The sequence below is a fragment of the Hyphomicrobium sp. genome (assembly GCF_019753045.1).
Taxonomy (GTDB): Bacteria; Pseudomonadota; Alphaproteobacteria; order Rhizobiales; family Hyphomicrobiaceae; genus Hyphomicrobium_B.
The window spans coordinates 15,331-27,817 of sequence record NZ_JAIELN010000028.1; the positions used below are offsets into that span (position 1 = coordinate 15,331).

10 protein-coding genes are annotated in these 12,487 nt (G+C 58.8%); 3 read left to right on the plus strand and 7 right to left on the minus strand.

The window, feature by feature from the left end; all coding sequences use genetic code 11:
• Positions 1-153 precede the first annotated feature (153 nt).
• A complete protein-coding gene (gene gdhA, locus K2Q04_RS21150; RefSeq protein WP_291167340.1) occupies positions 154-1,503 on the minus strand; it encodes an NADP-specific glutamate dehydrogenase in 1,350 nt (449 codons plus the stop codon).
• A gap of 472 nt (positions 1,504-1,975) precedes the next feature.
• On the opposite strand from gdhA, the gene K2Q04_RS21155 reads away from it, so the two are divergent.
• Positions 1,976-2,410, plus strand: a complete 435-nt coding sequence (locus K2Q04_RS21155) for a hypothetical protein (RefSeq protein ID WP_291167343.1) — start codon at positions 1,976-1,978, stop codon at positions 2,408-2,410.
• A gap of 259 nt (positions 2,411-2,669) precedes the next feature.
• On the opposite strand, the gene K2Q04_RS21160 is transcribed toward K2Q04_RS21155, so the two are convergent.
• The 5 genes from K2Q04_RS21160 to K2Q04_RS21180 all read right to left on the minus strand — a co-directional run bounded on the left by K2Q04_RS21160 (position 2,670) and on the right by K2Q04_RS21180 (position 6,042).
• Complete coding sequence (locus K2Q04_RS21160) at positions 2,670-3,092, minus strand: hypothetical protein (protein WP_291167345.1); 423 nt, start codon at positions 3,090-3,092, stop codon at positions 2,670-2,672.
• Between the two features lie 9 nt (positions 3,093-3,101).
• A complete protein-coding gene (locus K2Q04_RS21165) occupies positions 3,102-3,569 on the minus strand; it encodes a hypothetical protein (protein ID WP_291167347.1) in 468 nt (155 codons plus the stop codon).
• A gap of 360 nt (positions 3,570-3,929) precedes the next feature.
• Entirely contained in the window at positions 3,930-4,535 is a 606-nt protein-coding gene (locus K2Q04_RS21170) for a c-type cytochrome (RefSeq protein ID WP_291167350.1), read from the minus strand.
• A 350-nt stretch (positions 4,536-4,885) separates the two neighbouring features.
• A complete protein-coding gene (locus K2Q04_RS21175) occupies positions 4,886-5,551 on the minus strand; it encodes a uracil-DNA glycosylase family protein (RefSeq protein WP_366935779.1) in 666 nt (221 codons plus the stop codon).
• Positions 5,552-5,667: 116 nt separating this feature from the next.
• Complete coding sequence (locus K2Q04_RS21180; RefSeq protein ID WP_291167353.1) at positions 5,668-6,042, minus strand: DUF488 domain-containing protein; 375 nt, start codon at positions 6,040-6,042, stop codon at positions 5,668-5,670.
• A gap of 432 nt (positions 6,043-6,474) precedes the next feature.
• On the opposite strand from K2Q04_RS21180, the gene K2Q04_RS21185 reads away from it, so the two are divergent.
• Positions 6,475-7,773 carry a Hint domain-containing protein gene (locus tag K2Q04_RS21185; RefSeq protein ID WP_291167356.1) on the plus strand — a complete coding sequence of 433 codons (1,299 nt, stop codon included), beginning with the start codon at positions 6,475-6,477 and terminating at the stop codon, positions 7,771-7,773.
• 138 nt (positions 7,774-7,911) lie between these two features.
• Here the strand turns inward: K2Q04_RS21185 and gspD are convergent, their stop codons facing one another.
• Entirely contained in the window at positions 7,912-10,149 is a 2,238-nt protein-coding gene (gene gspD, locus K2Q04_RS21190) for a type II secretion system secretin GspD (RefSeq protein ID WP_291167360.1), read from the minus strand.
• A 601-nt stretch (positions 10,150-10,750) separates the two neighbouring features.
• Between gspD and K2Q04_RS21195 the strand changes: the two genes are divergently transcribed.
• Positions 10,751-12,484 carry a GspE/PulE family protein gene (locus K2Q04_RS21195; RefSeq protein WP_291167363.1) on the plus strand — a complete coding sequence of 578 codons (1,734 nt, stop codon included), beginning with the start codon at positions 10,751-10,753 and terminating at the stop codon, positions 12,482-12,484.
• Positions 12,485-12,487 lie beyond the last annotated feature (3 nt).

A 12,487-nucleotide genomic window follows, 5' to 3' on the forward strand; every position in this document is an offset into this window, starting at 1 on the left:
CCATTTTCAAAGAGTGACACAGACGAATTAGATTAAATTCTACGTGCTCAGCATCGGCAAAAGTCAGCGTGGACGAGGAAGCAATCATTGGAAAAAAAAGAAGCGGCAATACCATGCCGCTTCTGCGTTCAATTTGCCTTCAGCACTCGCCTGTCACACGACCCCAAGGGCGCGCATTGCCTCCGCGACCCTGATGAAGCCCGTGACGTTTGCACCAAGAACGTAGTTTCCGGGCTCACCGTATACGTCCGCCATTTCCGCGCAGCGGTCATGGATCCCATTCATGATGTTGGCGAGACGCTGTTCAGTCGCTTCGAAGGTCCAGGAATCGCGCGATGCATTCTGCTGCATCTCGAGCGCGCTCGTCGCGACACCGCCGGCATTAGCCGCCTTGCCGGGCCCGAACAGCACGTTTGCGTCCATGAATACCCGAACGGCTTCCGGTGTGCAGGGCATGTTGGCGCCTTCTCCAACAGCGATTACGCCGTTCTTCACGAGCGTGCGCGCGTTTTGTCCTGTCAGCTCGTTCTGAGTTGCAGAAGGCATCGCGATGTCCGCCGGAACATCCCAGATCTGCCCACCCGGAACGTAGGTCACCCCAGCGCCGCGCGCCGCGGCGTAATCGGCAACGCGTCCGCGCTTCTTCTCCTTGATTTCCTTGAGCAGGTCGAGGTCGATACCCGAGGCGCTATCGTCGACCACGTAACCGTGGGAATCCGAGCACGCGATCACACGCCCGCCGAGCTTGCGCACCTTTTCGATCGTGTAGATGGCAACGTTGCCCGCGCCGGAGACGATGACATTCTTGCCTTCGAAACTTTGTTTGCGCGTGCCGAGCATGCGCTCGACAAAATAGACGGCGCCATATCCCGTCGCTTCTGTCCGCACTCGCGATCCGCCCCACGTCAGGCCCTTGCCTGTGAGAACGCCCGACTCGTAGCGATTGGTTATCCGCTTGTACTGGCCGAACATGTAGCCGATCTCGCGCTGGCCGACACCGATGTCGCCGGCCGGAACGTCGGTGTATTCTCCGAGATGGCGCGAGAGCTCCGTCATGAACGACTGACAAAAGCGCATGATCTCCTGCTCGGAGCGTCCCTTGGGATCGAAGTCCGAGCCGCCCTTGCCGCCACCGATGGGCATACCGGTGAGCGCATTCTTGAAGACCTGCTCGAAGCCAAGAAATTTGACCGTGCCGAGCAACACGCTGGGATGGAAGCGCAAGCCGCCTTTGAATGGGCCGAGCGCCGAGTTGAACTGGACGCGAAAGCCGCGATTGATCTGCACTTGCCCCTTATCGTCAACCCAAGGCACCCGGAAGATGATTTGCCGCTCCGGCTCGCAAATGCGCTCGATCAGCGCCCCTTCGGCATAATCGGGATGTTTGGCGATGACCGCACCGAGGCTATCGAGAACCTCTCGTACTGCCTGGTGAAATTCGTCCTCGCCAGGATTACGGCGCAGAACATCAGCAAAAATCGGTTCAAGCTTCTCGTCGAGCATTTCTTATTTTTTCTTTCGCGACTGCATTTCGGGAGATGGACAGAACAAACGGGGCTCACACGGGCTCGGTTCATGTCCGAGCGCGTCATATATCCGGAAATGCCGAAAGTCATCGAAGAAAAGGATGAAGGGGTTTAATATTCCGTCGCGCCGGTTTCGAAATTTGTATGGCAGACAGGACGTCACCGCCGGCACGAAGGCAGTGACGTCCGCTACGACGAAATGGCGGGTCGGATCATCGATCAACCCTTGTATATCGCCTCCACTGTCCACGCGCCTTTTGGCTGGCTGTGAAGCTTCCAGAACTCTTCCGCCACGGCTTGCGAGGAAGTTTCCAAAGCCATCAAAGCTGGATGGGGAACTGGGAAACGCAAATAGCGGCGGCTCGCGCGGCGCCTGTCTTGCGTTTCACCGGTAAAAAAACGCCCCGGGAAGAGTCTTCCCGAGGCGCAGAATAATTGGACCTTACGCGATGCGCAGCTCAGCGACGGCCGTCGAAATCGCCGAGACGGTTGAAGCAGTCCTGAAGTTGTTCGGCCCGACCCCGCTGCTCATCCGCGACCACACGGCGGGGCGTCCACCGGCACCACGTGAAATGGGGTCTCAAATCGCGATCCCAGCGCGGGCCGCGAAATCCGCACCTAAACCGTTCGTTGGCATCGGCTTGAACCTGCGCGATACGGGCATAGACTTCACAATTGGCCCGCTTCCCTTCGACGTCTCCCTGTCGGTCATTCGGACCGAACTTGAAGGAAAAGCCCCGGTCATCAAGACGGAGACTTTGGGCTTCGGCCGATACCGCCGATACAAGAAGAGCGGCCGCAGCCAAACCAATCGGAAAAATGCGCATCATGTTACCTCAGTTGCAGTTCTGGGCGCTGATTATCGACCGATTGTGTCCACCTGATTGCGCCCGAGTGGCCAATACTTGTCATGATCACATCTGGCAACCAGCAGGAGCCCCAATTAAGCCCGCTCGTCGGGCGGCCTTTCGTGCCGCCCAGACCGTCGACAGCAATGCCAGATGACTTGTTCGAGCCGGAAATCATTCTCCCACGACCGGCACAGCCAATCGATGTAGATCCATCAAGCTCGATCGCTGTTTCGGAAGTTGAGCGACTCACAGCCGACGACTGCGCCAATCAAAGCTCCAAGAGGTCCCGCGGTTATTTTCCGCGCGCGGTGCGGACGTTGGAGAGAAATTGCCGGCCGCTTTTGGGGTCCACAGAGTCGGCGCCGGTGAAGTTGTTGTTGTACATCACGATGTAGATCGGTTCTGTGTCGGCAATAACATTCATGCCGGCATCACTCGAGATCCCGGAGTCGCTCTTGCCCATGAGCTTCACACGCACGTTGTGCTTCCCAGGCGGCACGGAAGCGCGAAGGGCGTCGCAGACACGCAGTTCGCCTACGGGTTTCCCGTCGACGTAAATGGGGCTCGAAAGGGCAAACGGGTCTTGGGGAATGAATCCGGTCAGCAAAGAGATTGGAGCGCAGCGCGAGATCACGTAGAGGTCGCCTGCGTCCGCAGCTCCAATCGTCATGGCAAATCCGGCGAAGAACGTGGCCGCGGCAAGCGTGGTTTTCATAGCATCCCCTTAATGCGTATCGATCTCTGCAATTTCCATACGTGCGCGATTGCTGCTGACCTCATGGATAACGAGATGAGTGTTACCATCGGGACTGGCGAGCAGGTGAAGAGTTCCGCCGGCGGGAACCTGGAATACGTCGCCATTGCCCGAGAAAGCGCCAAAGTCGACAAGAGGGTCGCCGAGACGGATTGAGCGGCTTCCCGCTGCCAGGCTCACGCTCGTGTGCTGGCACGTCTTGATCGTGCCAACGGCCTTTCCATCGACCAGAATGTTGAGGTTTGTCTTCAGGAAGTCGGGGACCCAGACTCCCTGTTGTGGGCAGGGCCAGATAATCTCGGCGGTTGCGTTCCCCGTCGAGTTGGTCGCCAGAATTGGGCCTGCGCTGCTGTGGCCAGCGGACCCCGTATCGCTCAGGGCCGGAGATTGGGCACAACCAGCAACGAGCAGGGCCGCCAACACAAGCCATCTGTTCATTGTCGCAAAACTTTCATCTCAAATGCAGTGCCTGGATGCTGCATACGGACAAACATGCGGTCAATGGATCAAGAGCATTTGCTTGTGGGCTGTGGCCTGCATGGGACAAGTGGTGGGGTCAAAATCGAAATGGGGACTTCCCATCCCGTTAATGGCATATTGCCCTTGCTACGAATGACGATGTCTGAATTGGAATTGGAGGACGTGAGCGGTTTGCCATCGGCGACAAGACTTGAGCCTCGTGAATCAACGGCCATTCCGATCCTGAAGCCCAAATAGCGACCGCAGGATATGAATAGTCAAACGCCATGTCGAAACGTCAGGACGTGCAAGAGCCCCCGAGTTGACTAGTGGCCCTGATCAATGACCGGGGAGCTTCACAGCGGCCAGATACGCGCCGAGCGCCTTGATATCCGCTTCATCGATGGACTTCATCAAGGCGACCATGCCGAGGTAGGTCTTGCGATCGCCCGTATGGAAATCGGTCATCGTCTTAACCAGGTAATCGTCCTGCTGGCCGGCAAGACGCGGCCTCACCGTATCGCCCTGATAGTGCTCCTGGTGGCAGCCCCGACAATTCAAAGGATCGAGAATTGCGCGGGCCTTAGCCTTCACATCATCCGGCACCGGCGGCTGCTGCAGATCCGGCCACGACAGTTTCGAGAAGTGCGTCGCAAGCGCTTCCATGTCCGTCTTGCTGAGCGACTCGACCACAGGGGCCATCTGCTCATTCGTACGGTGGCCTAGTTTGAAAGCGACAAGCTGGTTCAGCAGGTAGGAGCGGTTCTGCCCCCAGATGTTGGGGATTGTCTTGTCCATTGGAACGCCATTCTCGCCGTGGCAACCCGCGCAAACAGCTGCGAGCTCATCTACCGACTGGGCGACTGCGGGAGCGGGTTGGACAACGGCGAAATATCCAATCGCTAGAATGCCGAAAAGAAATGCGCCGGCGGTGGGCTTTATCATCGAATCCTCCTGAATATTCCGCAAGGAAAACCGTCGCTTGAAGCAACGCTTCCAAGCGGCACTGGCTATTCCTAGTCGTGGGGTGGGAGTTCAGATGTCGTCTTCTTAGCTTCCTTTGGCCAATGCTGGACAGCAGTCAAAAGGAATGGCGGGCATTCTGCAAGGGCGAACTTTCGGAATTTCGGGGCGAGCACTCAGAACACTGCGCATCTCGAAGGAGAAAGCGTGCTCCTAGGCTCATTCGGCAATGTGCAAACCGCAGCCTACTGCACAGTCGCCGGTTTCACTACACGGACATTTAATGCGATCGCCGGACAAATGTCTGAGCGTATCGCGATCACATGGCGGCTTCATCGAAGCAGGCGGCGCACGTCGGCGCGCAGCACCGGAAGCAGATCCGTGTCGAACCAAGTATTGCGTTCAAGCCATTTGTTATTGTGCCACGATGGATGCGGCAGCGGAATTCTGCGTATGGACGAACCGGCGTCGTAAACATCGCGCCATTGCTGCACCGTCTGATTGACGCCTTGCTGCGCCGACTTCTGGCCCAGATGCCATCGTTGAGCGTAGCCGCCAATAATCACGAGCAGCTTCACATTCCGCATTTGCGCGAACAATGCCGCTCGCCATATCTCCGCGCACTCCCGGCGGGGCGGCAAGTCGCTGCCGTCTGGCCTCAACCCCGGAAAGCAAAAACCCATACCGATGATCGCGACCTTGGAAGAATCGTAGAACGTGGTCTCGTCAATACCGAGCCACTGCCTCAACCTGACACCGGATGGATCATCGAAAGGTCGACCGCTTTTATTGACGCGCGTTCCGGGAGCTTGGCCAACGATGCAGATGCGCGCCGTCTTTGAAATTTGGAGGATGGGTCGTGGCTCATGGGCCAACGGCTGCCCATAGCGGGGATTGTCGCGGCAAACCCGGCAGGCACGGATAGACCTCACCAAAGCGTCGAGTGCGTTGGCATCAGACGACGCGGTCTCCATTGGGCCGATCGTTGTGTCAGGCACGTACTGGGAATCCTCGCAACCGCGGGCCGGGCTCAGGCTGCGTTAGTCTGAGAGACAGCTGGCCAGCGAACTTGGCACCTCGAATTGCCATTACTTGGATGGCGCAAAGAAAACACTTAGGCATTACGTCCGAGCAGGACGTCCTTCAGCACAACCGCGTCATTGTGTTCCTCGTCGTGCGCACTGTAAACGAGGGTAACGGTATGCGACTTGGCCAGCGATCGAATGTGCTTCAGAATATCTGCTTGTTCCCGAAGCTCGGCGCGGTAGCGGCGCTGAAATTCCGCCCAGCGAGCGGGATCATGGCCGAACCATTTCCGAAGCTCGGTGCTCGGCGCAATGTCTTTTTCCCACTCGTCGAGCGAAGCCTTTTCCTTACTGACCCCGCGAGGCCAGAGCCGATCGACGAGTATCCGTACGCCGTCGGAAGACTCCGGCGGTTCGTAGGCGCGTTTCAAACGCAGATGGGATGCGGGAAAAGTTGCAGTCATGAGACGCTCCCTTCAAGCAGATTGCGCAGCAATAACGCACTTCGATCCAAAGCAACCTGAAAAGCAAAACGCAGCAAGACCGAAAATGGCCCCGCGACCAACGCGTCGGAATGTACTCTGATGAAAAGCGTAAGCACTTGAAATTATTTGGTGGGTGATCACAGGCTTGAACAGCGGACCGCTGATCTCGATCAGCCGGCCGCAGAGTCATTCCGCGCAACGGCGGCGCAACAAAACTCCCCCTGAATTTCCCGGGCCCCTGGGCACAGGGACCTGGCAAAAAAAAATGATGCCACGTTTGGCTTATTGACGATATCCTGCGGCGTGGTGGGGGTCTCCTTAATCGGGTTTTACCGCTCGCAAATTGCGTTAAGCCTTACGTTGTCACCTATCTTGCAAGGTGGGCGTCCAAGTTGTCGTGAGTAATGAAAAATGTCCCATATTAAAACGCAAATGCCTCAGTCCGGCGATGTGACGAAGGTCCGCCCTGGAAGAACACGGCGCAATGTCATTGCAATTGCGGGTATAGTCGGCTCTACGGCTCTCGTATCGAGTTTTGCTGCGAAAAGCGCTTTAGCCGGATGGAACCCAGCGGCCGACGGCCCAGGGAATAGCGCCAACAAAAATGATCGATTTTGCGACACCCGCGGCGAAACCCGTGGCGAAAGCGGCGGCAATTCGCGCGGCAATTCGGATTCTTCCCATCATGTCTGCCAAGGCGGCGGCGGTCGTGGCGGAAATTCCGGCGGCGGTAGTGCCAACGCTGGTGGTGGCGGCGGTGGCGGTGGCAACGCCGGCAGCGGCAATTCCGGCAGCCGCAGCGCCAACGCCGGTGGCGGTAGCAATTCCGGTGGCGGCACCACCAGGTCACGCGGAAGGAATTCCGGTGGCGGCAGCGCGAACGCTGGTGGCGGTGGCAATTCAGGTGGTGGCGGGAATTCCGGCGGCGGCGGTGGCAATTCAGGCAGCGGCGGCGCCAACGCGGGCGGCGGTGGCAATTCCGGTGGCGGCAGCGCCAACGCCGGTGGCGGTGGCAATTCAGGTGGTGGCGGGAATTCCGGCGGCGGCGGTGGCTGGGACTTTGGTTTCGGAGACGGCCCCGGTTCCGGTGGCTCGGGCTGGAGCGGCGGCGGTGGCGGTGGAGGTCGGTTGGCTTGCTTTCTAGCCGGCACCAAGATCCTCACGGCAAACGTCGAAAGAACGGTCGAGGACCTTCGAGCGGGAGATGCTCTCCCGACGATTTCAGGCGACACTCGAGCAATTAAGAAAATTCGAAGTTGGACGTCTGAACGTCGTGGCAACGAGAAATGGAGTGACGACGTTGCTCCTATCAAAGTGTGTCAGGGTGCGCTTGGTCCGAACCAGCCCCGGAGAGATCTCTACCTCTCGCCCAATCACTCTCTCTACGTCGATGGCGTCCTTATACCGGCCCGCAATTTGGTCAATGGCAGATCGATCGTGCGTTGCTCGGATTATGACTGCGACTCGATCACGTATTTCCACATCGAGTTGGAAGACCATCATGTAATTTGGGCGAATGGCGCGCCGGTCGAGTCTCGGCTCGCAGAATGGATGACGCCATGCGCACCAATCTGGACTGGTGGCCGTCGTTTCGAAATAAACTCGCGGCTGAGAAGTGCAATTTCACCTTGGTTTGATACCCGCACGACATTCGATAAGATTCGCGATCGAATTGAGGAACGATCGGAATTCGACTTTGCAATTGCATAGTGCGGCAGCCGAAAGGCGCGGCGGCACGAACTCGAACGCGCAAGCAGCCCGTGCAAAAGGGCTGCTTGAATAAATTTCGCAACCGGACTTTTTATTTCTTCAATCAACCGGGCTTTCCTGCCGCCCGGCTGTAGCCAGCTATTTGAGCTTCCGATTATCGCCCCCGGTATCCCAAGCCGCGGCCCGCGGTGCCATGGACTGCATTCCGCTGCGAACGGCCTCCGTTACGTTGCTTGCGTCCTGCGGATCGTGGATGACGGTCGGCCGCAAGAACACGACGAGCTCTGCTCTGGATCGCCCGTTGGTGGTATTGCCGATCAAGTCGCCGAGGTAAGGAATCTTGCTCACAACGGGAACACGCTTCTTCTCGCGATCGACCTGCTCGCTGATGAGACCACCGAGTACAACCATTTGGCCGCTCTGCACCGCAATCGTACTGCTGATGCGACGCTGCGAAATGGTCGGCGTCAACGTCTCGGAATTCGTGGCGCCGGTAACGGCGCTGATTTCCTGTTCGATTTCCATGGTCACGAGACCGTTCGAATTGATCCTCGGTGTCACCTTGAGGATCACGCCGGTATTTTTGAACATGATCTCGTTCACGACCGGCGAGTCCGGATTGATGACACTCGTCGCCTGCCGCGTGGTGATCGGAACCTCGTCGCCGACCTGTAGGGTCGCCGTCTGATTATGGAGCACCACGACCGACGGTGACGAGACAACGCGCACCGCGGTTTCGGTCGCCAGCGCATCGAGCACGACTCTCGGGTTCGACGCGATGTTGCCGACAATGAAGTTCAGGCCGGGAGCGGCCGGCGAAATCTCGATCTGCGATCCATTCGTGAAGCCAAGGCCGCCGCCTTTACCGCCGTTCTTCTGCAGGAAGAATTGCACGCCATACTTGAGGTTATCGTTGAGCGTCACTTCCGCTAGCGTGGCATTGATCAGAACCTGCAAGGGCGGCTGATCAATGCGGCGCAGAATGCTGAGGACTTTCCGCAGGTCCGAGCCCGAGGCCTTGATGAGCAGCTTGTTGTTGCGCTCATCCGGCGTGACGCGAACCCCCGCCCCGCGCAACTGGCCACCTCCGCCTCCCGAAATCACCATGGTATCGGCTGCAAGCGATGACGTTGCCGCCGACGCAATGGCATTGTCACCAGCCCGCTTGTCGGACGACGCTGGGCCCTCCCGTTCTCCGCCAATGCTGTTACTAGTGCCGCTGCTACTACTTCCACGGCTTTGCGAGCTCATGGTGGTGGCGATCTCGGTCGGCGCAACCTGCGTTTCCTCGGCTTGACGGCCCCCGCCGCCTCCACTGGATCCCGTGAACGCCTCCATGAGCAATGCTGCAAGATCCTTGGCCCGGCCATTCTCCACGCGGTAGACGTAAAAGTCCTCACCCTCGCCACCGGCGCGATCGAGACGGGCGACCCAGGATTCGATCTCATCCAGGAGTTTCGATTTCTGTGTCAGAACCAGGATCGCGTTCAATCGGGCGATCGGCTGAAAGAGCACGAGCCCTTTGCCCTGCCCTTCAGTCTGGAAGACCTGCTGCAGTTCCTTGATGACATCATCGGGCGCCGCGTTCTTTAGAACATAGATGCCGGCCGACTGGCCCCGCATCCAATCGACATCGAACGTCGATGCCAGTTGAAGAAGCGATTCACGCTCGCGGCCCGTGCCACGAATGATGAGCAGGTTCTTCTCGACGCTCACGCCGAGTCCGTCCTGGCGCGCCGAGACGGACTCGAGCATCCGCATCATCGTCGTGCTCGAAACGAACTTGAGCGGCATGATCGTCACGCCGAACCCTGGACCGACGGACTCACGTTCTCTCGCATAGTCGAAGGAAGAGACGGCTTTGAGATTGCCTTCCGTCATCGGGACGATGCGATAGAGGCTGCCCTCGACGATCAAGGAGCCGTGATTCATCGCCAACGTACTTTCGAGTATCGCAAGCAATTCCTCACGCGACACGGCGCCGCCGGTCGATAGCGTCACACGTCCCTGCACGGCGGGGTCGTAGGCGAACGGGATGCCGAGCGTGTCTTTCAATATGACTTTCGTCAGATCCGAAAGCTCGGCATCGTTGAAATTCAGCTCAAAGCCGTTCCGCCCCTGCGTGACACCGTGCGATGTTTGCCTGGGCTTAGCCACCGTGTCCGTGCCTGGATATTTCTCGGCATATCCATCGACGTTCGACCTTTCCGGACTTTGCTGTCGCGTCGGCCGTCCGCCATTGGCGGATAGATCTGCATTCGACAATTGGTCGATCATATCCGGCGGCGCCAACGAGGGCACCACGCCCGGAGCCGAACAGGCGGCAAGCACCGCACAAACAAGGCTCGCCAGGAACGAACGCAACCGGCAAATCATTAGCGAGCGCCTTGCGCCGCTAAGTGCTGAATCGGAAACTTGCAGGATCTTACCCTCTCGCGATCGAGCTTCGAACGCGGTCGACCGGTCGAAACTTCTCTTGCTCACGCGGCGTGCGCGATACCAGGACCAGCCAAAATGCGAGCATTCCCGCTTCTTTCTCGTTCACGACGCTAGACCTTCGATGACTCGAAACAGAGCGCGCGACGCCTTATCGCGATAGCTTTGCACATCGCACGAGTTTCCTTCATCGCTCTTCGTCTTTGAAATTCGCCTGTTGCCCGCACGTAACGTCATAAATCCTTCGCAACGCGCGCCTTCGCATCCCACGTCATCGTCCACCGTTCGCGCTCACCCCCACGAAGGTTCATCAACGAAGGCATCAGCCGAACGATAGCCGTCGGCGACTTCGCCGAGACCAGAGTCCGAATGCCGTCATCGCCTGCTTGTTGATGTCCCCCGCCATGCCATGACATCCGCCTGTCACAGCTTTGCGACAATGTCCGCCCCGCGATGCCGCACGGCATTGAGTAATCGTAGCTTTGCATCCACGGCCACTGCCTCGAGCGGGTCTGGTAGTGCGCAACCCCCTTGGCCCACGGTGGACGGTACTCAAATCCAAAGCGCTAGAACGAGCGATCACGCGAGCGTCGCGAGCGATGGCGCGCCCGCATTCGAGGACTATCTGCTGGAGCGTGGCCTCATATCGAGGTCTGACTTCGAGAAGGTCGAGCGCTTTCGTCGGGAGACGGGCGCGACGCTGCATGCCGCTTTGCGAAAGTCCTCTGCGCTGACAACGCACGCTCTGGTTCAGGCGACTGCCGAGTATCACGGCGTTCGGGTGGTCCGCGAAGACCAATGGCTGAACCAGCCATCCGCTTTCAGCAGTATTTCTCATGCGTTCTTGCGCGAGAATAAAGTCCTTCCGCTCGAAGAGGTCGACGGCGCGGTGCTCCTCGCCATGGAGGATCCGTCCGACGTCAAGACGATCAACGCCGTGCGTCTCGCATTGGAGCGCCCGATCGTCCCACTCGCCGCATCGGCCGAAGACATTCAGAACGCGATCGAGCATGCGGCCCGTCGCCGCGATGCGCCGTCGGTTTGGACGGAGGCGCCAACTGAAACATCAGGCGACGACGTCGAGCATTTACGCGACATGGCCCTCGGCGCGCCGGTCGTACGATTTGTGAATCAAATGCTTCAGGATGCGGTCCACGCGCGTGCCACCGACATCCATATTGAGCCGTTCGACGGACTCCTTGCCGTTCGCATGCGCGTGGACGGCATGCTTCGTGATACGACGCCGCCTCCATCGCAAATGTCGAAGGCGATCATCTCGCGGATCAAGATCCTTTCTGGCCTGAACATTGCCGAGCGGCGCCTGCCCCAAGACGGACGCGCCCGCATCCGCGTCGACGACCACCGCCTCGATTTGCGCATCGCTACCATACCCACGATCCATGGCGAGGCCGTCGCAATCCGTTTGCTCGACAACGTCCGTCGCGTCTTGGACTTCACCGCACTCGGCTTTTCACCACGCGATGAGAACGTCATTCGCAGCCAGCTTTCAGCCCCCTATGGGCTGATCCTCGTCACGGGGCCGACGGGCAGCGGCAAAACCACCACGCTCGCGACCGCGCTTTCCGCACTCAATCAATCGCACCGGAAAATCCTCTCCATCGAGGATCCCATCGAGTACGAGATCAAAGGCGTAAATCAAACGCAGGCGAAGCCTGCAATCGGCCTGACCTTCGCGAGCGCCTTGCGTTCGTTCTTGAGGCACGACCCCGACGTCATGATGGTCGGCGAGATGCGCGATGCCGAAACAGCAAGCATCGGCATTCATGCGGCACTTACGGGCCATCTCGTCCTGTCGACGCTCCATACGAACACCGCAGCGGGCGCCATCCCGCGCCTTCTCGATATGGGCATTGACGCGTTCCTTCTTGCCTCATCGCTCCGCTGCGTCATCGGTCAGCGGCTCGTAAGAGTCCTGTGCTCCCACTGCAAGAAAATAGAGGCAGCGCCGGAAGAAGCCTTCTTTTCCCGGCACCACGGTTCGATGGCGTCGGAGTTAGCCGTGCAAGAGCAGTGGCGTGCGGTCGGTTGCGATCGATGTTTCGGCACCGGCTACAGCGATCGCATCGTCATCGCTGAGGTGCTCGACGTGGACGATGAGATCCGCAATCTCATCCAGCCAAATGCGCGCCCGGCAGCAATCGAGGACGTGGCCTGCCGCAACGGCATGACCAAAATGATCACGGACGGGCTCGCGAAGTGCCGCGCCGGGCTGACCACGCCCGAGGAAGTGCGCCGGGTGGCGCTTGACATATAGCCG